Here is a 20,469-nt window from a genome sequence, read left to right as displayed (position 1 = left end):
CAATGACGGCGTCGACGATCGGCACCGCCCCGCTGTTGCGGGCCTCCCTGCACCACGAGGGTCGCAGCTTCCTGCCGTGGATCGTGCTGCCGACCGCCCTCGCCGTGTCCTCGGTCATCGCGTATCCGTTGTTGTTTCCCGACGCCGCGGAACGCTCCGCGTTCGCCGCGACCATCGGCTCGAATCCCGCGCTGGGCCTCATCTTCGGGCCCGCCTACGACCTGTCCACCGTCGACGGTTTCGTCGCGTGGCGCAGCCTCGCGCTCGGCGGATTCGTCGCGGCCCTCGCAGCGATCTTCATCGTGGTCAAAGCCGCGCGCGGACAGGAGGACTCCGGACAGGCGGAACTCCTCGCCGCAGGTGTGCTCGGGCGCGCCGCGCGACTGTCGACCGCGCTGATCATGGCCGGCTTGTGCTCGATCGCCGTCGGAGTCGTCGCGGGTCTCGCGACGTCGCTGAGCGGCGGGGACTGGGAATCGTCGTTTCTGCTGGGATTCGGTTTCACCGTCACCGGCTGGATGTTCGGCGCCGTCGCGGCGGTGAGTGCCCAGGTGGGCTCGGACGCGCGGGCCGCCACCACGATCGCGGTGTCGCTTCTCGGCGTGCTGTTCGTGCTGAGGGGCTTCCTCTTCTCGGTGAACGCACCGGCGTGGACCACGTGGATCAATCCGCTGGGATGGGTTCAGGAGACCCGACCGGCAACCGGAGATCACTGGTGGCCTCTGCTGCTCGGGGTGGTCTTCGTGGTCGTCGTGGGAGCGGCGGCTTTCGTATTGCAGAGCGCGCGGGACTTCGGTCAGGGACTCGTTCCGGCGCGACCTGGTCCGTCACGGGGCCGCGTCGGCTCGCCACTGTCTCTTGCGTTCCGCCTCAACCGCGCGCCGATCGTGTCGTGGGCACTCGCCTTCGTCGGACTCGGCGTCGTCTTCGGCTACTTCACCAGGTCGGTTCGCGGTCTCCTGACCGCTAATCCGGCGATGGCCCAGATCTTCGCTTCCGGCGCCGCGTCGCCCGCGGACCTGGTGTCGGCATTCGTCACGACGATTCTCGGTCTGGTGGGGATCATCGCGTCCGTCGCCGGCGTACAGATCGTCAACCGAATCCGTACCGAGGAGCTCGACGACCGCGCGGAGGCGGTACTCGCCACCTCCGTCAGCCGGCCGAGCTACTTCGGCGCCACCACCGGGGTCGCACTCGTCGTCCCCGCCGTTCTCGTCACCGTCGCCGGCTCGGTCATCGGGATCTTCGCCTCGACAACGGATCTCGACATCGGTTTCGGCGACGTCTTCGTCCAGTCGATTGCCACGATCCCGGCGGTCTGGGCCGTCGTCGGCATCGCGGTCGCCGTGATCGGCGCCCGACCCCACATGCGGCCCGCGATCTGGTTGGGCGTCCTGGTGTCGTTCGTGCTGACGATCCTGGGCCCGAGCTTCAAGCTCCCGGAGTGGGCGCTGGGAGTCAGCCCGTTCCACCACGTGCCGGATGTCTCTGCCGCGCAACCCGACTGGTGGGGGCTGTGTGGGGTGGGGGTGGTCGTGGTGTTGCTGGTCGTACTCGGGTTCGCCGGGTTCCGGCGGCGGGACGTGCCATAGACGCACCCTGGGGTGCAAGCCCAACTACTGACCCCTGAGGTGCGAGCCCAACCAATGATCCCTGCGGAGCGAACCCAACCAATGATCCCTGAGGTGCGAGCGAAGCGAGCCACGAAGGGCCTCGCAACGTGTCTCGCCAGCCCCTTCGTGGCTCGTCGCTTTCGCTCCTCACACCTCAGGGAGCAACGGAAATTCACGCTTTCGCTCCTCACACCTCAGGGAGCAGGAAATCAGCCCAGGGCTGCCGCAAGGCGGCGCCACTGCTCGCGCGGGAAGCCTCGGTGGTCGGCCTGCAGAACCTGCACGCACACATGGTCCGCGCCGGCCGCACGGTGCTCGTCGATCCGCTTGCGGATCGCGGCCTCGTCGCCCCAGACGATCAGAGCGTCGAAGAGTCGGTCGCTCGCCGAGGTCAGGTCCTCCTCGGAGAACCCGAGACGCCGAAGATTGTTGGCGTAGTTCGGCATCGCGAGGTAGCCCTTGAGCCACTTCGTGCCGATCGCGCGTGCCTCGTCGCGGTCGGCGGCGAAGATCGCCGTCTGCTCCGGCGCGAGCAGCGGCCTGTCGCCGAGAGTGTCGCGGGCGATCGAGGTGTGTTCCGGGGTCACCAGGTAGGGGTGGGCTCCGGCAGTCCGGTCGGCCGAGAGCTGGAGCATCTTCGGTCCGAGCGCGGCCAGCACCCGGGCACCGGCCGGCACCGGCTGCGGCGCGTCGTCCAGGCCGTCGAGGAACGCCTTGGTGGTCGCGAGCGGCTTCTTGTAGCGTCCGGCTTCCTGCGCGTCGATCAGCGGTGCGTGGCTGATGCCGAGGCCGAGAAGGAACCGGGGGCCGAACTGCTCGCTGAAGCGCGCGTGGGCCGCCGCGACGTCATGCGGCTCATGCATCCACATGTTGAGGATTCCGGTGGCGATCACGGCGTTGCGGGTGGCACCGAGCAGGTTCTCGACCGCATCGAGGACCGGACCGCCCACATCGGGGATCCACAGGCCTGTGTAACCCAATTCGTCGAGCTCGGCCGCGGCTTCGGCGGCCTCCCCGGTGTCTCCGTACCGTAGCGGTGAACTCCAGATTCCTACGCCGTCGAATTTCATGCCCTCGACACTACCGATCGAGTGATCGGGTTGTGGCGAAGGTCGAATCCGGCTCAGCTGTTCGCCGGTCGACCCGCCGCCTCCAGCCGCGCGTCCATCGCGGCGGTCATCCGCTTGAACAGGTTGATCGCGACGACCCCCGTGACGATGAGGACGACCCCGGCGACGGTGCCGAGTGAGTCGGTGACCAACCCGGAGATGCCGATCGCGAGAACGTAGATCGGCACCCACCCGAACAGGTGCAGGATGCTCTCCGGCTTCTCGTCGGTGGCCCATCCCTGCCGAATCGCAGCACGGTAGGTCGCGTAGTCGGGATAGAACTCGGTGAACGCGATCGCGAAGATCGTGCCACCGATCTGGATGATCCACCCGGTCCAGAAGTTGTTCGGGTCGTCGAGCACCAGATCCCCGAACGCGCCCGAGATCGCGGCGACACCGAACCCGGCCACCCATGCCCAGGTGATGACGTAGTTGATGTGGATGAACAGCGGGCTGTCCCAGAATTCCTTCTCGGTGGTCTCCCGCGCGTACTGGAGGGTGAACGGCTGACGCACGAGGATCGACCCGAGCGCGAACGAGACCAGAGCGATGTTGGTCATCTCCCCGCCCCAGCGCTCCAGCCAGTCGATGACGCCGTCGGAGGCGAACAACGCGATGATCGCCATCGTGCCGAAGTAGGTGACGTCGAAGACTTCGAGGAGCTTCACACTCGTGCCGCGCTTGTGACCGCCGATCACCAACAGGAGCGACAGCGCGAACGCCGACGCCGCGGCCTCCTCGAACCGGCCGGGCCCCGCGAGCAGCGCCATGAGGATCCACGGGGACATACCCGCGAACGGCGAGTTGAGGAACAGCGTCAATGCGTGCCGTGCGCCCGACGTCGGCGGTGGATCGGTCCGCGTCGAGTCGGCCACCGGCGGAGTCGGATCATCGCTCATTGCTGAATTGTGAGGCGCGACGAGGCAATCCGCAGCGCACTACGACAATTCGCCTCACATTTCTTTGGGGCCGGGCCCGCAGGTCCCGCCCGGACATCCGCACTCATGGCGTCCCCGACGACGGCTACCCGTCTCAACTTCAGCGACATGGCGGGCGGTCCACGAGAACTCCGCGATTCGGGTAATTCAGGCGGCGACCGGGGCAAATTCCCCGATGGACACATTCTTTCACCGCGCAGCGCATAAATTCCGTGGTGGTGTGGGGGAGGATGATCCCGGAGGCGGGAGGGGTGACTCGATGGCACGATCCGCAGGTGACGACCACGGGTCCGCGGGGATGCCCGCCGGAGTCGTTCCCGGCGCTGGGGAAACACCCGGCGACGCCGCCGTTGCCGAACGTCATCGCCTCCTACTCGAACTGAGCCCCGACGCGATCGCCGTGCACCGGGACGGCTTGATCGTCTATGTCAACTCTGCTGCGCTCGCTTTCGCGCGCATCGACGACCGCGAGGCAATGCTCGGCCGTCCGATCGCCGAGTTCGTCCATCCAGACGAGTTGCCCCGGATGGTCGAGCGGATCGCGGCCATGAGCGATGTGCCAGGTGCCGCGACGAAACCCGAAGAAGTCGTGATGGTGGACGCCCACGGTGTCTCGCGACCGATGGAGGTCATCTCGGTTCGCACCGTGTGGCACGACTCCCCGGCCTACCAGGTCATCCTGCGCGACGTCTCCGCGCACAAGGCGGTCGAGTCGGCTCTCCGCCGGCACGCGATACTCATCGAGCATGTGAGCAACGCGGTGGTTGCCGTCGACGACCAGTTGACCGTCCTGTCGTGGAACCCTGCCGCAGAGCGGATGTACGGCCGCCTCGCCTCCGAGGCGATCGGACGGAATCTCGACGACGTGGTCGGCGTCCACGTCGATCTGCAGACGGCGGTCTCGCTCGGCAGAGCGGTGGATCAGCAGCACCGCCGTTACGACAACGGACGATCGTTTCCGACCCGGACGTCGGTGACGACCATGGACGACGGCTTTCTCGTCGTCGTCGAACCGACGCACCGTTCTTTCGTCGAGCGTCTCGGTGTCGTTCTCGATGCACTCCATCAGGCGGTGATCGTCGTGCGCGAGGACGGCGACATCGAACTCGCGAACCCGGCCGCGGCGATGCTGCTGGGCCAGGAGGCGGTCCCGGGATCGGGGATAGACGAGCTGAAACTGGAGTTCGCCGAGGGCGAGTCCCCGATCACGCAGTGTCTGCGCACCCGCGAGCCGGTCACCAACACGACCGCGAAGGTCACGACATCCGTCGGGGCACGCTGGTTGTCATGCAGCTGCCGACCGATCCCCGACGACGGCACCGACGTGGTCGCCCTCGTGTCGTTTGTCGATGTCACCGACGACTTCCGGGAACGAACCGACCTCGCGTGGGGCCCTGTCCGCGACCCGTTGACAGGCTTGTACAACCGCTCCGGGATCATCCGTGAGCTCGAATCGCACATGGAAGGACTCGAAGCGGAAGTCGAGGACGACTCGTGCTGTGTCGCGATCTTCTACATCGATCTCGACAACTTCAAACTGGTCAACGACTCACTCGGTCATGCCGTGGGCGACGAGGTGTTGCACACCGTCGCACAACGGCTGGCGCTGATCACACCCGACTGCGCCGCGGTGGGACGTCTGGGTGGCGACGAGTTCGTGCTCGTATCCACCCTCGGAACAGCGTGCTCCGCTGACGAGATCGAGGCGCAGATCGACAAGATCCGCGGAACGGTGGACGAACCCGTCACGGTGACTTCCCGGTCCGAACCGCTCACTGTCCGGGCGAGTATCGGCGTTGCGACCGTCAACGCCGGGGACGAATTCACAGCCGCCGATCTCCTGCGCGACGCCGACATCGCGCTGCACCGGGCGCGCAAGGCTTCTCGAGCCAGCTACGTCCGGTTCCAGACCCAGCACCGGGAAGAACTCCAGCGCCAGCAGCGAATCGAAGAGGAACTGCGACGCGTTCTCGACGCCGACACCGACCAGCTCGAGGTCCACTATCAGCCCATCGTGTCGACCGGTGACGGCACCCTCGTCGGACTCGAAGGCCTCCTGCGCTGGCACCACCCGGAGCTGGGCTCCATCTCACCGACCGAGTTCATCCCGCTCGCAGAAGGGTCCAACCTCATCGACCGGGTGGGGAACTACGTCCTGGAGACCGCCGCCGCCGAGGTGGCGGCCGTCCCCGAACTGCGCCGGGTGATGTTGTGCATCAACGTCTCCCGGCGCGAACTCACCAACGGGCAGTTCCCGGACCGGCTCCGGGACACGATCACCCGGTCCGGCCTGGACCCCGCCGCGTTCTGTCTGGAGATCACCGAGAGTGCACTCGACCCACTCGACGGGGACCTGCTCACCCTCTTGCGGGACGTACGCGAGCTCGGAACACAGGTGTCGCTCGACGATTTCGGCACCGGCGCGTCGTCGCTGAGCGAGTTCTACCGCCTACCGGTCAGCGTGTTGAAAACCGCGAAGTCCTTCGTCGACGCCCTCGATGAACATCCGAGCGCGAAGTCGATCCTCGCCGGCATCGTGACGATGGCGCACGCCGCCGGGATGCGGGTCGTCGCTGAGGGAGTGGAAACGGAGTCGCAGGCCGCGATCGTCGCCGGGGTCGGGTGCGACCTGGCCCAGGGATACCATTTCGGCCGCCCGGCTCCGCTGGCGGAGGTGATCGCGTCCGGACTCCGGATCCGTCCGAATCCCGGTGTCTGGGAGACCGCCTGACCTGTCCCAGGCACGCGTCGACTGCCCCCCATACTGCGACACGAGACCACCGGCGCGCGCCTGCGATCCGTGTTCGTCTGTGTCCGATAGCGTCAGTCAGGGCGACTCACGCGAGTAGATTGAGCGCCAACGTCGATTACCCGGCGTCCATGCAACCGGACAGCGAGGTCACGGACATGACACACATTCTGCGGTGGGCTTCTCCGACGGTCGGGACGACGCCATGACCGACCAGCAGCGCGAAGTCGCCGAACAACATACTGCCAAGGTCATCGGCGTCACGGTCGCCGCCGCGGTCGGCGGATTCCTGTTCGGTTTCGACAGTTCGGTCGTCAACGGCGCGGTCGACTCGATCGAAGCGGATTTCGGACTGGGCAAGCTGATGACCGGCTTCACCGTCGCGATCGCTCTGCTCGGCTGCGCGCTCGGCGCCTGGTTCGCCGGCCGGTTGGCCGACGTCTGGGGTCGCAAGCGCGTGATGCTGCTCGGCTCCGCACTTTTCATCATCTCGGCGATCGGGACCGGTTTCACCCAGACGATTCCCGACCTGCTGCTGTGGCGTGTCCTCGGCGGCATCGGCATCGGTATCGCCTCGGTCATCGCGCCGGCCTACATCTCCGAGATCGCACCGGCCCGATACCGCGGGGCCCTCGCCTCCATGCAGCAGCTGGCGATCACACTGGGAATCTTCGCGGCGTTGCTCTCCGACGCCCTGCTCGCCGACAGTGCCGGGAGCGCGTCGAGCGACTTCTGGTGGGGTCTGGAGGCGTGGCGGTGGATGTTCCTCGTCGGCGTCGTGCCCGCGGTCGTCTACGGTGTGCTGGCGCTCCTGATCCCGGAGTCGCCGCGATACCTGGTGGGCCGCAACCGCGATGCCGAGGCGGCACGGATCCTGCAGGAGGTGACCGGCGAGGAGAATCCGCTCGAGCGGGTCAGAGAGATCAAGCTGACGGTCAAGCGTGAGGCGAAGTCGTCGATCAAGGACATCACGGGGCCGTCGTTCGGACTTCACCCGCTCGTCTGGGTGGGCATCTGGCTGGCGATCTTCCAGCAGTTCGTCGGTATCAACGCGATCTTCTACTACTCGACCACCCTGTGGCAGTCCGTCGGCTTCTCCGAGGCCGACTCGTTCAAGACGTCGGTCATCACCGCCGTCATCAACGTCGTGATGACCTTCGTGGCGATCTTGTTCGTCGACCGCCTCGGACGCCGCAGGCTCCTGCTCGGCGGATCGGTGGGCATGTTCATCGGTCTGCTCATGGCGTGTATCGCGTTCACTCAGCAGATCGGTGAGGGCGAGAACATCACGCTGCCCGACCCTTGGGGTGTGGTCGCACTGATCGGCGCCAACCTCTTCGTGGTCGCCTTCGCGGCGACCTGGGGCCCGGTGATGTGGGTGATGCTGGGGGAGATGTTCCCGAACCGGATCCGCGGCGTCGCCCTGGGCGTCTGCACGGCGGTCAACTGGGTCGCGAACTTCACCATCTCGATGCTGTTCCCGCCGATGACCGAAGCAGTGGGCTTGGGGATCATCTACGGGTTCTTCGCCTTCTGCGCCGCGGCATCGTTCTTCTACGTCTTCCGGAAGGTCGAGGAGACCAAGGGTATGGAGCTCGAGCAGATGGATTCGGTGGCAGACGCGCGACTCTCACAGTTCACCGCGGTCCGCGCGGCGAAGGACAAGGGCTGAATGTTCGATCTCCGCGAACTCTCGCGCCGCGTTGTCGCCGCCCCCATGGCCGGTGGTCCGACCACCCCGGAGCTGGTGGTGGCGGCGGCGGTGGCCGGCGGTGTCGGCCAGCTCGCCGCCGGCTACCTGAGCCCCGACAGGGTGCGCGCCGACATCACGGCCGTGCGGGCGGCGGGGACCGAGGTCTTCGGCGTCAACATCTTCGTTCCGGAATCGGAGCCGGTGGACCCCGACGCCCTCGCCCGCTACCGTGCCGAACTGGTGCCGTATGCGCGAAATCTGGGTGTGACCCTTCCCGACGTCGACAACCTGGGCGACGACGACGACCATTTCGACGCCAAGATCCGGCTGATGTGCGACGAGCGGATCCCGCTTGTCTCCTTCGCTTTCGGGTGTCCCCGGCCTGAGGTCTTCGCCGAGCTACACCGGCATGGGTGCAGCGTCGGGGTCACGGTGACCACGGCCGCGGATGCCGAGATCGCCGGGCAGGCCGGGGCCGACTGGCTCATTGTGCAGGGTCCGGACGCCGGCGGTCATCGATCGGTCTTCGACCGTCGGACCAGCCCTCCCACACTGCCTCTGCATGACTTGATCGGCGAGATGGCCGATCGGGTGAAACTGCCGATCGTCGCCGCGGGCGGGATCTCGACGGCGGCCCGGGCCGACGAGATCCGATCCCTGGGACCCGTTGCGGTACAGGTCGGTACCGTTCTGCTGAGAACCAGCGAGGCCGGTACCAAGCCCGCCCATGCGGCCGCACTCGCCGACCCGGAACGAACCGAGTCCGTGGTCACGTGGGCGTTCAGCGGCCGACCTGCCCGCGCACTGCGAAACCTGTTCACCGACAGGTTCTCCGACGTCGCGGTGGCCGAATACCCGGCAGTCAACACGTTGACCGGCGGCATCCGGCGCGCCGCCGCCAACGATCCCGACGGCATCAACCTCTGGGCCGGGAGCGGGTTCCGCGACGCCGTCGAGGAGTCGGCCGTCGATACGATCACCCGGCTCGGCTGATCACGCTCCGAACGAGTTCAGGAACCGTGCGGGTCGCGCTCGTTCAGCGTCGCGACGACCTCGGCATAGTCGCCGCGCGCTTCGCCCCACCGCAGGAACTTCACCCGCTCGACGAGCAGTTCGGTGGCGGTGGGCTGTGAGCCGATGAGGTCGACCACCTCGTCGACGAATTCGTCGAGTGGCATGGCGATGTCGCTGTCACGCTGCCCGGGCAACAGATCGGTGCGTACCGCCGGCGGTACGAGTTCGACGACGTCCACCGATGTGTCGGCGAATTGGAGGCGCAACGACTCGCTCAGCATGTGGATGGCGGCCTTGGTGGCGTTGTAGGTCGGTGTCACCCGAAGCGGGGCGAACGCCAGGCCGGAGGACACGGTCATGATCGTGGCGGCCGCCCGCGCCTGCAGGTGTTCGATGAACGCGGCGATCAGACGGATCGGGCCCAGCAGGTTGGTGGTGACGGTCGCTTCGGCGGTGTCGAGGAAGCCCGCCGGTGACGACCAGTCCTCGATGCGCATGATCCCGGCCATCGCGACGAGCACGTCGAGATCAGGGTGCTCGGCGATGACCTGTCGTGCGGCCACATCGACACTGTCCGGGTCGGCGACGTCGATCTCCATCGTGTGCAGCCCGGGGTGCTCGGCACGGATTCGGTCCAGGAGTTCGGTGCGCCGCCCACCGACGATGACGGTGTTGCCCTCGTCGTGCAGCCGGGTGGCAAGGGCCAGGCCGATTCCGCTGGTCGCGCCGGGGATGAAAATGGTGTTTCCGGTGAGGTTCATGCCGTCGAGTCTCCGATCCGGCAGGGACACGATCCAGAGCGCGCTCATCGGGGGATCGCCGATCCCTGGCAACGCGGTACCGGCGCCGCGATACTGACGAGATGGATCGCGATGCGCTGGCCGGGTTCCTCGTGAGCCGACGCAACAGTCTGCAACCGTCGGATGTGGGTATCCCGGCTGGCGCCCGGCGACGCACGACGGGTCTGCGTCGTGAGGAGGTCGCTCAGCTCGCGACGATGTCCACGGACTACTACACCCGACTCGAGCAGCGCCGCGGCCCACAACCGAGCACGCAGATGCTGTCGGCGCTCGCTCGCGCCCTACGCCTCACCGCCGATGAGCGGGACTACCTGTTCCGGGTCGCCGGGCACAGCGCACCGGACCGGGTGGCTGCGTCGGACCACATCGCACCCGGACTTCTGCGCGTCCTGGACCGACTGACCGGCACGCCCGCCCTCATCCTCTCGGCGCTGGGGGAGACGTTGATCCAGAACGATTGCGCGAGAGCGTTGTTCGGCGACACCGACCACCTCACCGGAATGGAACGCAGCACCATCTACCGGTGGTTCGCGCACCCCGACGACGAGCGCGCCCGCTATCCGGCCGACGACCACGAACGGCAGAGCCGGGCACAGGTCGCCTCACTGCGGGCTGCGTACGGTGTGATGGGTGCGGAGTCACGAGCCGGAGCGATGGTGGCAGAGCTCCGGCGCCGCAGCAGCGAGTTCACCGCACTCTGGGGCACCCACATGGTGAGTCGACGCTTCGAGGACCACAAGATCCTGCTCCATCCCGAGGTCGGCGCGATCGAGGTGGATTGCCAGGCGTTGTTCACCGAGGACGAGACCCAGGTCCTGCTCGTGCTGACGGCGGCACCGAGGACCGACGCGGCCGGAAAGATCGAGTTGCTCAACGTTCTCGGCACCCAGCAGCTCCGGCTCGACCCGCGCTGACGGTCCGGCCCGTGACGCGCGCCGACGGCCGCTGCGACAGCGCGCATCGCGGTGGGACTACGGCGAACCGGTCGGACGCGTGTTGATCCGCCGGCCGATCGCGGACACCTGCCGAAGCTGCGCACGCGTCAGCCGATCGATGACGAGTTCGCGCACATTGGCCACATACCCGGGCGCGGTGGCGACCACCTTCTCCCAACCCGACTCGGTGAGAACGGCATTGGTGAACCGCCCGTTCTCCGGGCAGGGGTGGCGCACAACCCACCCACGCTTCTCGAGTCTGGAGACCACATGGGACAGCCGCGACAGCGAACCGTAGGACAGTTCGGCGAGCTGGCTCATCCGCAAGGTGTGGTCCGGCGCCTCGGACAGAGCAGCCATCACCTCGTACTCGAAGTGTGTGATCTGGGCGTCGCGGAGGAGCTGGGCGTCGAGCGCGTGGGGGAGGTGGGCCAGCGCGGTTGCCACCTGGATCCAGGCGTCCATTTCCTCGTCGTCGAGCCAATTCGGCTCGGGGGCAGTCGACATCTGCGCAGTGTATATGAAGTGAACACATCCGTGATCAGGTTGACGCGTCAAGTGTCATAGCCTAGCCTTCACTTGATTCATCAAGTCAGAACACACTCTCAGTGAGGCGGCTCAGTCATGACCAACCCCATCGTCCGCAGCGCGGGCATCCTCCTCGGACGCGTCGCACTCGGCGTCATCTTCCTGGCCCACGGCCTGCAGAAGTTCCAGCAGAACGGCTGGACGGGACCGCAGACGGGATTCGACATGATGGGCGTCCCGGCCGCATCGTTCTCGGCGTTCGTCGTCACCTGGCTCGAGATCCTCGGTGGCATCGCGCTGATCATCGGACTGCTGACCCCGATCATCGCCGCGCTGCTGACCCTGAACATGATCGGCGCACTGTTCATCGCACACGTGGACAACGGCATCTGGGTCTCCGACGGCGGCTACGAGTTGGTCCTCGCCCTTGGGGCCGGCGCACTGATCCTGGCAGTCATCGGCGCCGGGCGTTTCAGCGTCGACGCCGCACTGGGCTCGAAGGTCAGCTGGCTGGCCGCCGACGACTCCCGGTCGCGCGAACTCGCGGGATCCACGCGCTGACGGTCCGCTCGCTCCGCTGACGACGCAACGCCCCGGACCCGTTCGGCCGGGGCGCTGCGTCGTTGACATACAGTCCCCGTCAAGGCGCCGAGCGGAATGAGAGAAATGACCTGGCTGATGCTGATCGCGGCGATCGCCTCCGAGGTGGCGGCGACGTTGTCGCTCAAGGGTGCACAAACAGAACCGGCGCTGTACGTCGTGGTCGCCGTCGGGTACATGCTAGCGTTCGCACTCCTCGCCGGAGTCCTCAAGCGCGGCATGGGGATCGGGGTGGCCTACGGGATCTGGTCGGCGTCGGGTGTGGCCCTCACCGCGGTTCTGGCGACCTGGATCTTCGACGAACCCTTCGGGATCGTGATGGGGATCGGCATCGTGTGCATCGTGATCGGGGTGGTCCTGGTCGAGACCGGTCACCGGCCACCCGTCGACGCCGGCACCACGGACGCCTGACCGTGGGATATCTGTTCATCGTCGCGGCGATCGTCGCCGAGGTCACCGGCACCCTCGCATTGCGCGCCGCCGCCACCGGCCGTCGGCGTTTCTACGCAGTCGTCGTAGCCGGATATCTGACGGCGTTCGTCGCGTTGACATTCGGGCTGAGGAACGGTGTGCCGCTCGGTGTCGCCTACGGCATCTGGGCCGCCGCCGGCGTCGCGGCAACGGCTGTCGCGGCACACTTCCTGTTCCGCGAGCGGCTCACCCGTCGAATGGTCGCCGGTATCGGCGTCATCATCGTCGGAGTGCTCCTCGTCGAACTCGGTGCGCTGCACTGACCTCCGGCTCGGAGAATGTCCCCGCTGGGGGCCACGACAGGTCAGCCGCGTTCGGAATCGGGGGAGCGCACGTCCATCTCGACCTGGGGCTCGACGTCGCGTGGATTGTCGAATGAGACGTCGATCTCCTGGAAGCCCTTGTTGCGCTGCGCGAGAACCTGTGCCGAGTACGCCGCCTCATCACCCTTCGTCAGGCTGACGTTGTCGGTGAACGGCGTCAACAGCGACCGTGGGTAGAGGTGATCGACCCGCACCGAATTGGTCTCCAGGCAGAACACGATCACGATCGACGCCACGTACAGGAATGCCAGCAGGCCCAGCACGATCGCGAAGACGCCGTTGGTGGAACTCGCGTTCCCGATGACGTGCTGCACGTAGACCGCGCCGAAGGTCTGGATGATCTGCCAGCCGACCGCTGCTGCGAAAGCACCTGGCAGCACGTCCCGCACCGACACATCCCGGGCGGTGCCGATCCGGAACGCGACCGTGAACACCAGCGTGCTCAGCGCCACCGAACCGAGGATCGCGAGCCACCGCCCGACGATCCCGAGCTCGAAGGCGGCCGAGACGCCGTTGACGACGGTCAGGCCGATCACCGCGACGCCGATCGTCGACAACAGCAACAGTCCACGTAGGCGGGCGACGATCGGATCCGGGCGCTCGTTGCGCGGGACCGCCCAGATCGTGTTCATCGCGTTCTGGGCGGCGACGGCCACTCCGAGGCCGCCGTACAGCGACACCACGACCCCGATGACGATCGCAGTGACACCGCCACTGAGTTTCTCGGGCTCCTCGAGTTGTCCGCCGATGACCGGGATCTGGCTCATCGCCGAGTCCAGAATCCGTTCCTGGAGGTCGGGGTTGTCGGCCAAGACGATCCCCAGCACGGTCGCGAAGAGCAGCAACAGCGGGAACAGCGAGATGAAGGCGTAATAGGCGCACAGTGCCGCCAGGTACGCGCCCTGATCGTCGACGAACTTGTAGATGACGGCGAGTGGGAAACCCGTCGCCGGATGGTCCCGCTGGAACCGGTCGACCCGCTCGGTCAACGACACCCGTTCATTCCTCCTCGACGGATCGCCCGCTTTGCTCGCTCAGTCGAACGAGTCATTCACCGCGAGTTACCACGGTGGTGCCGACTGTAACCCGCGCGCGGCCTGTTCATCCGACACGCCATCGGATCGGCGATTCACCGAAATGGATCAGCGCCGGGGATGCCGAGTGCCCGGAACGGGAGCCCTAGACGCCAATAGGCCAGACCGGCCAGACCACGCGGGAAGAAGCGTTCCGTGGTCGTGATCTCCACCACGCCACGCGAACCGCCGACGTCCTGGATCTGCTGTTCGCGATACGACCTACCGAATCTGTTGTCGCGCAGGCGTACTCGGAGGAAGTCTGGCCGTCGCGCACGAGCGATCTCGCCGCGGTGCCGCGCGTCCCGCTCGAGCCGGTCCCAGACCGTCGTGCGGCTCGCCTGCTCGCTGCTACGGGTGACGGTTTCGAACATCTCCTCGCCGGCCCACTCCGGGTCGGTGGGCAGGGGCTCGGCAGGGGACACATCGGCGGAGGCGTTGGCCCAGGAGGCCGGCCCGTCGCCGCGCGCGGACCGTTCGAGGGTGAGTGCCACCGCCCGCGAGTAGGGGGTCAGCCCGCCGTCCGGACGATCGATGATCGCGTCGACCGCTCGGTCGCGGCACACCGCGTCGCATTCGAGCGATTCGATCAGCGGTCGTGCGATCTTGCCACGAATCGGCGTGACGAACCGTACCCACCGGCTGGCCAGGGCCGGGGTGAGGTACGGCAGGACCACCATGATCCGCGGACGCAGGCCCGCGACCTCTGCATACACCTGCATCATGTCGCCGTATTCCAGGACGTCGGGCCCGCCGATGTCCCAGGTTCTGGACGACGGGACGGTCGCGGTGGCCGCCTCGACGAGATAGTGCAGCGCATCGTCGACGGCGATCGGCTGGATCTTGTTGTGCACCCACCGAGGTGTGGTCATCGCCGGTAGACGCTCGGTGAGGTGCCGGATCAGTTCGAACGAGGCCGACCCCGATCCGATCAAGGTGCCTGCCTGCAACGCGACGGTTTCGATCGGCGAGTCGATCAGGATGTCTCCGACCTCGGCACGGGATGCGAGGTGTTCGGAGAGCTCGGTGCCGGACGGGTGCAGGCCGCCCAGATAGACGATCCGGGAGACCCCGTTCTGCTGTGCCGCGGCGACGACGTTCTCCGCGGCACGTCGTTCCTCGGCAGCGAAGTCGGCGTCGGTGCTCATCGAATGCACCAGGTGGTAGACGACGTCGACGCCCGCGAAAGCCTTCACCAGCGAATCGCGATCGGAGAGATCGCCTTCGACCACCTCGGCTCCCGGTTCGGACAACCACGGTGCGCCGGACAGCTTGTCCGGCGTCCGCGCCAGCGCGCGCACGCTGTGCCCGCGTGCCAGCAACCGCGGTGCCAACCGGCCGCCGACATAGCCGGTCGCTCCGGTGACCAGACAGGTTCGCGACTCGTCCACCTGACTCCTCTGCTCTGGGATGTGCTTCCCAGGCTATGGAGAGTGTTCGCGTCGTGCCGCCCGATCGGCAGGGTCGGTGCCGGATCGTTCTCTGCGGCCACGGTTCGGTAACGACGCGATGCACAGGGCACGTGACCAACCCGCATCAGCCGTCGGCCGGTGAGCCGTCATCCGCTCCCGCCGGCGAGTTCTCGAACCACAGGCACTCTTCCACGAGCCCGGCGCTCTTCCATCCGTCGGCGGTCCGGACCATCGAATGGTGATAGTTCCCGCCGCACGTGCTCAGTTCGGGCATGCCGACGAAACGCATCGGGTTGTAGAACATCGCACGCACGTCGGCACGATCACCCTCGCCGGGGTGGGGGAAGGTGTACTCGATGTTGGTGATGAAGTGCTGACTCACCGACACGAACGCGAAACTCTCCTCGAGCCACGCCGCGATCTCGTCCCGGGTGCCCGCCTGACCGAATGGCGTCGACGAGTAGTCGACCACCGCTTCCGGGGTGAACACCGAACGCCACAGTTCCCAGTCCCTGGTGTCGACGGCGCGTGAGTACCTGTACAGCGTGTCCGCGATGCCGAACCGGTCGCTGATCTCTTGCAGATCCATCGTTCTCCAGTCGGTCGATCTCCGCTGTGCCGAGGTGTCCCGCGGTCGCCGGCTTCCTCGTCGACGACTATAGACACCAGTCCAGACGCCTGTCAGCGATTTCCGCTGTGCTGCGTGATCGGTCAGCTGGTGCTCGCGAGATCCCGGACGACGCGGAGATCGGCGACGAAGGCGTCGAACGCCTGATCGCGCTGTTCTGCGGGTCCGCGGAGAATGGACGAGGGATGAATGGTTGCCACCACGGACTCGGAATGGTCGGGACCGACATCTCCGTCGGCTCCGAGGTCGAAGCGTTCGCCACGGTGCTTGGTGAGTCGAAAACCGGTGCCCAGCAACGCCTGTGCGGCCGTAGCGCCCAGACACACGACGATGCGGGGCGAGACCGCGTCGAGTTCGGCCAACAGCCAGGGCCGGCACGCGACGACCTCACCGCGGTTCGGCTTCTCGTGAATTCGTCGCTTCTGACCCGCTGCCCGGGTGAACTTGAAGTGTTTCACCGCGTTCGTGACATAGGTGATCTCGCGGTCGATGCCGGCGGCCTCGAGTGCGCGGTCGAACACGCGGCCGGCCGGACCGACGAACGGTTCACCGGCACGATCCTCCTGGTCACCGGGCTGCTCGCCGACGAACATGATCGTCGATCCGGGATCGCCCGCGCCGAACACGGTCTGGTCGGCGTCGCGGTCGAGGTCGCACCCACGACAGGCGCGCGCCGCCGATGCGAGGTCGTCGAGGTCGTGCGAGTCGGGGACGAACTCAGCCGCGCCGACATGCGTCGTCTTTGCTCCGGGATTCACGATGCCTGCCAACCGTGGTCATCGACGAGACCGTCGAGCAGAGCGGACCAGTCGGCGAACCGCGACGCCGGCGACCGCGCCGGTGACCACCCACGGCCCGCCCACGAGCAGCGGATCGATCCAGGCATGACTGCCGTCGACGCGGGTGCGGCCATGGCGCGATGACCAGCCGTGGTGGGTGAACTCGGACGCGATGCCGGTCTCGGTCAGTGGGTTGTCCGGTCGGGCGGTCGCCAGGGACGCGAGGTGCGCTTCGATCGACGCCACACGGTCGGCGCCGAGGAGGATCAACCAGTGCGCCGCGCGACCTTCGCTGTAGCGGTAGGCGGATCGCCGGATCGCGCCGGACAGCCCGCGCGGCGGCGTCGATGTACCGAAAACCGGTGTGAGGAAGGCGTGTTCGTTGGACCGTTCGCGAGGTCGACGCTCGGGCTGGTCGTCCGGGACGGTCCAGTGGACGCCGGGCGCCGGTTCGACGGGCAGTTCGCGGGGAACCGCGGGACGGTTCGCGGTGTCCAGATCGACGCCCCAGCCCGGGATCCGGTCGACGAGGGCGGAGGTGTCGGGATCGTTGGGGCGGTCTGCGGGATATGCGGGCACGGTTCCTCCTCAGCCGGCGTCGGCGACGATGATGGGCTTGATGCAGTCATCGAGCTTCGCCGAGAAGATGTGATAACCCTCTGCGATGTGCTCGAGTGGTATGCGATGGGTGACAATGTCATTCGGCTTGAAGTAGCCGTTGCGTATGTGGTCGAACAATCTGGGCCACTGACGTTTCACCGGACATTGGTTCATGTTGAGAGTGAGTCCTTTGTTCATGGCGTCGCCGAACTTCACCGCACTGAACATCGGGCCGTAGGCGCCCATGACCGAGACGGTCCCGCCTTTGCGGACCGAGTCGATGGCCCAGTTGAGGGCTATCGGGGATCCGCCCTGGAGTTTGAATTTGGCCGCTGTCACGTGCTGGAGGAAATTGCCGTCGGCCTCGGCGCCGACGGCGTCGATGACGCGGTCCGCGCCGATGTTGTCGGTGATCTCCTTGAGGTGGACGATGATGTCGTCGTACTCGGCGAAGTTGTAGGTCTCGGCGTGGGCGAACTGCGCGGCCTGGTCCAGGCGATACTGCAGGTGATCGATGACGATGACCCGTCCCGCGCCCATGAACCAGGCCGACCGCGCGGCGTACAGTCCGACCGGTCCGGCGCCGAACACGATGACGGTCTCGCCCTGCCGGATGTCGGCGAGCTGGGCTCCGAAGTACCCGGTGGGGAGGGCGTCGGTCAGCATGAGCGCATCCTCCGGGTCCATCCAGTCCGGTATGACGCTGGGTCCGACATCGGCGAACGGAACACGCACGAACTCGGCCTGTCCGCCGTCGTATCCGCCGCAGGTGTGTGAATAGCCGTAGATCCCACCCACGGCCGTGGCGTTCGGATTCACGTTGTGGCAGTTGGAGTACAGGCCCCGCGCGCAGAAGTAGCACGTTCCGCAGTAGATGTTGAAGGGGACCATGACCCGGTCGCCGACACCCACGTTCTGGACCGAGCCGCCGACCGCCTCGACGACCCCGACGAACTCGTGTCCGAAGGTCATCCCCGGGCGGGTGTCGGGCATCATCCCGTGATACAGGTGCAGGTCCGAGCCGCAGATCGCGGCATGGGTCACCCGGACGATGGCGTCGTTGGGATGTTCGATCTGCGGTACAGGCTTCTCCTCGACGCGGACCTTGTAGGGCCCGCGGTAGACCATCGCTCGCATTGTGTCTGGGCTCATGCGCTGCCGGGTACCCCGGCGTCCGCGGGACTAATCGCGCTGGAGACACCGCGCGAGAAGACCGGTGTCACGGGCAGGGGTGTACAAAAGGAACCCGAGCCCAGGACAGGCTGCAGGAGGAGATGTCGATGTCAGTGGTGTCATATGTGATCGCCGGATCGGAGGCCAGCGGGGGAGCGGGCATCCAGGCCGACCTGCGCACTTTCGCGCAGCTCGGTACCTACGGGGTGGGGACCATCACCTGCATCGTGTCCTTCGACCCGAACAACGACTGGGCGCATCGCTTCGTACCCGTCGAGTCCGCGGTGATCGCCGATCAGATCGAGGTGGCAACCGCTGCGCACGAGCCCGATGTCGTGAAGATCGGAATGCTGGGCACCCCGGCCACGATCTCCACCGTCGCGGCGGCACTGGCCTCGCGACCGTGGCGCGAGGTCGTCGTCGACCCTGTGCTCATCTGTAAAGGTCAGGAGCCGGGGGCCGCGCTCGACACCGACAATGCTCTGCGTTCGGAGATCCTGCCGCTGGCCACCGTGGTGACCCCGAATCTGTTCGAGGCCGCGACTCTGGCCGGCATGGACGAGCTGACGTCGATCGACGATCTCGGCGAGGCGGCTCGCCGCATCCACGACCTGGGGCCGAAGGTCGTCGTCGTGAAGGGTGGGGTCGGACTCCCCGGCGACGAGGCGATCGATGTCGTCTTCGACGGTACGGACGTCACCGTGTTGCGCGCCCCGAAGGTCGGTGACGAGCGTGTCTCCGGGGCCGGGTGTGTGTTCGCCGCGGCCATGACCGCCGAGCTCACCAAGGGGGTCGACGTACTGGAAGCGATCCGGACCGCCAAGCAGTTCACGCACGACGGCATCGTCGGCCGTTTGGCCTCGCAGGCCCCCTTCGACGCGGTCTGGCACGGAGGGAAGTAGTGCCCAGGGTCTCCGACGTCGCAGTCGTCGGTGCCGGGATCATCGGCCTGTCGGCCGCTTATCGCCTTGTTCGGCAGGGTCTTTCGGTCACCGTGTACGACGTGGGCCGGCCGGGTCAAGGCCAGTCGGCGGGGCAGTCGCGGATCTTCCGGCACGCGCACGACGACCGGCGCCTGGTCGATCTGGCCGTCCGGGCCCGGCACCACTGGGACGTCTGGTCCGATGAGTTCGGGATCCCGCTGATCTCGCCCGACGGAGCCGTGATGCTCGGCGATGCGGTCCCTCGCCGTCGCGGTCTGCTCGAACGGGCCGGAGTGACGGTCGTTCCGCTCGACGCCCAGGGGCTTCGGGAGGTGATGCCCGTGCTGGCGGACTATCAGGGCGAGGCGATGCTCGATGTCGACGGGGGTTCCATCGACACGCGCTCCGCGATCGCGGGACTGAGCGGCCGGTTGTCCGGGACCTTCGTCCACGAGGAGGTTCTCGCGGCGCATTCCGACGGTGACACCGTCACCATCAGGACACCGACGACGGTGGGGGAGCATGGTGCGGCGGTGGTGTGCGCGGGACGCGGAACCGCACCGCTGGCCCGGGGCCTCGGTGTGGCGATCCCGGTCCGATTGGGCGCGCACGTTCGGGTCTCGTTCGCGGTGCGGGACAGCAACCTTCGGCTTCCGACGCTTCAGGACGGCAGTGGACACTTCGGCGCGGACGCTGTCTACGCCGCGGGGTATCCGGACCGGTCGGCGTATGGGCTGGGCATCGCCGACGACATCGACGCACACGACGACGGAACCCTCGACGACGCGACTCGGTTGGGTGAGCTCGCGGAAGCAGCCGGCCGCTATGTGGCGACTGCACTGCCGGGCCTCGATCCCACTCCTCGCGACATCGTGCACTGCTGGGTGACCACTCTCCCGTGGGGTGACGACGGTGTCGCGCTCTGGCGTACCGGGCATGTCGTCGCGGTGGCGGGCCACAACATGTTCAAACACGCGCCCGTGATCGGTGAAGCGCTCGCCGAGGCCGTTGTCGCAGGGCGTGTTCCGTCCGGGTTTGCGCCCGAGGACAGACTCGGCGGCGTCGCGGACATGGCATGAGCCTGGTCGACACCGCCACGTGAGTCCTG

20 protein-coding genes are annotated in these 20,469 nt (G+C 66.9%); 10 read left to right on the top strand and 10 right to left on the bottom strand.

Translation table 11 applies throughout. The features are described 5' to 3' along the window. The first annotated feature begins 2 nt into the window (after nt 1-2). The gene (locus AMD30_RS14005; protein ID WP_055476023.1) at nt 3-1,592 is read left to right on the top strand and encodes an ABC transporter permease; all 1,590 of its coding nucleotides are present in this window, start codon (nt 3-5) and stop codon (nt 1,590-1,592) included. 230 nt (nt 1,593-1,822) lie between these two features. Here AMD30_RS14005 and AMD30_RS14000 read toward each other — a convergent pair whose 3' ends face one another. Next, on the bottom strand, nt 1,823-2,683 hold the full coding sequence (locus tag AMD30_RS14000; protein WP_055476022.1) for an LLM class F420-dependent oxidoreductase: 861 nt from the start codon (nt 2,681-2,683) through the stop codon (nt 1,823-1,825). A 53-nt stretch (nt 2,684-2,736) separates the two neighbouring features. Continuing rightward, a complete protein-coding gene (locus AMD30_RS13995; protein WP_197282781.1) occupies nt 2,737-3,621 on the bottom strand; it encodes a hypothetical protein in 885 nt (294 codons plus the stop codon). Nucleotides 3,622-3,919: 298 nt separating this feature from the next. Between AMD30_RS13995 and AMD30_RS13990 the strand changes: the two genes are divergently transcribed. The 3 genes from AMD30_RS13990 to AMD30_RS13980 all read left to right on the top strand — a co-directional run bounded on the left by AMD30_RS13990 (nt 3,920) and on the right by AMD30_RS13980 (nt 9,095). Next, the gene (locus AMD30_RS13990; RefSeq protein ID WP_442902705.1) at nt 3,920-6,391 is read left to right on the top strand and encodes a sensor domain-containing protein; all 2,472 of its coding nucleotides are present in this window, start codon (nt 3,920-3,922) and stop codon (nt 6,389-6,391) included. 223 nt (nt 6,392-6,614) lie between these two features. After that, a complete protein-coding gene (locus tag AMD30_RS13985; protein ID WP_055476049.1) occupies nt 6,615-8,081 on the top strand; it encodes a sugar porter family MFS transporter in 1,467 nt (488 codons plus the stop codon). After that, nucleotides 8,082-9,095, top strand: a complete 1,014-nt coding sequence (locus AMD30_RS13980) for a nitronate monooxygenase (protein WP_055476020.1) — start codon at nt 8,082-8,084, stop codon at nt 9,093-9,095. Between the two features lie 17 nt (nt 9,096-9,112). Here AMD30_RS13980 and AMD30_RS13975 read toward each other — a convergent pair whose 3' ends face one another. Continuing rightward, nucleotides 9,113-9,877 carry an SDR family oxidoreductase gene (locus tag AMD30_RS13975; protein WP_055476048.1) on the bottom strand — a complete coding sequence of 255 codons (765 nt, stop codon included), beginning with the start codon at nt 9,875-9,877 and terminating at the stop codon, nt 9,113-9,115. Nucleotides 9,878-9,978: 101 nt separating this feature from the next. Between AMD30_RS13975 and AMD30_RS13970 the strand changes: the two genes are divergently transcribed. Next, complete coding sequence (locus AMD30_RS13970) at nt 9,979-10,830, top strand: helix-turn-helix transcriptional regulator (protein WP_055476019.1); 852 nt, start codon at nt 9,979-9,981, stop codon at nt 10,828-10,830. 57 nt (nt 10,831-10,887) lie between these two features. Here the strand turns inward: AMD30_RS13970 and AMD30_RS13965 are convergent, their stop codons facing one another. Further along, on the bottom strand, nt 10,888-11,358 hold the full coding sequence (locus AMD30_RS13965) for a MarR family winged helix-turn-helix transcriptional regulator (RefSeq protein WP_035717304.1): 471 nt from the start codon (nt 11,356-11,358) through the stop codon (nt 10,888-10,890). Between the two features lie 117 nt (nt 11,359-11,475). On the opposite strand from AMD30_RS13965, the gene AMD30_RS13960 reads away from it, so the two are divergent. The 3 genes from AMD30_RS13960 to AMD30_RS13950 all read left to right on the top strand — a co-directional run bounded on the left by AMD30_RS13960 (nt 11,476) and on the right by AMD30_RS13950 (nt 12,713). Then, nucleotides 11,476-11,940 (top strand): DoxX family protein, encoded by a 465-nt coding sequence (locus AMD30_RS13960; protein WP_055476018.1) that lies wholly within the window; start codon nt 11,476-11,478, stop codon nt 11,938-11,940. 105 nt (nt 11,941-12,045) lie between these two features. Continuing rightward, entirely contained in the window at nt 12,046-12,390 is a 345-nt protein-coding gene (locus tag AMD30_RS13955; protein ID WP_055476017.1) for a DMT family transporter, read from the top strand. A 2-nt stretch (nt 12,391-12,392) separates the two neighbouring features. Then, nucleotides 12,393-12,713 (top strand): DMT family transporter, encoded by a 321-nt coding sequence (locus AMD30_RS13950; protein ID WP_010842565.1) that lies wholly within the window; start codon nt 12,393-12,395, stop codon nt 12,711-12,713. A 41-nt stretch (nt 12,714-12,754) separates the two neighbouring features. Here the strand turns inward: AMD30_RS13950 and AMD30_RS13945 are convergent, their stop codons facing one another. From AMD30_RS13945 to AMD30_RS13920, 6 genes are all read right to left on the bottom strand, one after another. Continuing rightward, complete coding sequence (locus tag AMD30_RS13945) at nt 12,755-13,768, bottom strand: YihY/virulence factor BrkB family protein (RefSeq protein ID WP_055476016.1); 1,014 nt, start codon at nt 13,766-13,768, stop codon at nt 12,755-12,757. Nucleotides 13,769-13,902: 134 nt separating this feature from the next. After that, nucleotides 13,903-15,237 carry an NAD(P)H-binding protein gene (locus AMD30_RS13940; RefSeq protein WP_055476015.1) on the bottom strand — a complete coding sequence of 445 codons (1,335 nt, stop codon included), beginning with the start codon at nt 15,235-15,237 and terminating at the stop codon, nt 13,903-13,905. A gap of 145 nt (nt 15,238-15,382) precedes the next feature. After that, a complete protein-coding gene (locus tag AMD30_RS13935) occupies nt 15,383-15,847 on the bottom strand; it encodes a nuclear transport factor 2 family protein (protein WP_055476014.1) in 465 nt (154 codons plus the stop codon). 122 nt (nt 15,848-15,969) lie between these two features. Next, a complete protein-coding gene (locus AMD30_RS13930; protein ID WP_055476013.1) occupies nt 15,970-16,644 on the bottom strand; it encodes a UdgX family uracil-DNA binding protein in 675 nt (224 codons plus the stop codon). Between the two features lie 18 nt (nt 16,645-16,662). After that, complete coding sequence (locus AMD30_RS13925) at nt 16,663-17,244, bottom strand: hypothetical protein (protein ID WP_010842560.1); 582 nt, start codon at nt 17,242-17,244, stop codon at nt 16,663-16,665. Nucleotides 17,245-17,253: 9 nt separating this feature from the next. Beyond that, nucleotides 17,254-18,402 (bottom strand): zinc-dependent alcohol dehydrogenase, encoded by a 1,149-nt coding sequence (locus tag AMD30_RS13920; RefSeq protein WP_010842559.1) that lies wholly within the window; start codon nt 18,400-18,402, stop codon nt 17,254-17,256. Between the two features lie 143 nt (nt 18,403-18,545). Here AMD30_RS13920 and AMD30_RS13915 point away from each other — a divergent pair, with 143 nt between their 5' ends. Both AMD30_RS13915 and AMD30_RS13910 read left to right on the top strand, forming a co-directional pair. Next, a complete protein-coding gene (locus tag AMD30_RS13915) occupies nt 18,546-19,340 on the top strand; it encodes a PfkB family carbohydrate kinase (RefSeq protein WP_055476047.1) in 795 nt (264 codons plus the stop codon). Continuing rightward, nucleotides 19,340-20,440 carry an NAD(P)/FAD-dependent oxidoreductase gene (locus AMD30_RS13910; RefSeq protein WP_055476012.1) on the top strand — a complete coding sequence of 367 codons (1,101 nt, stop codon included), beginning with the start codon at nt 19,340-19,342 and terminating at the stop codon, nt 20,438-20,440. Before AMD30_RS13915 ends, AMD30_RS13910 begins: the two co-directional genes overlap by 1 nt. The last annotated feature ends 29 nt before the right edge of the window (nt 20,441-20,469 follow it).

Source organism: Gordonia sp. HS-NH1 (assembly GCF_001418765.1).
In the GTDB taxonomy this organism is placed as follows: Bacteria; Actinomycetota; Actinomycetes; order Mycobacteriales; family Mycobacteriaceae; genus Gordonia.
This window is presented reverse-complemented; position numbering and strand designations above follow the sequence as displayed.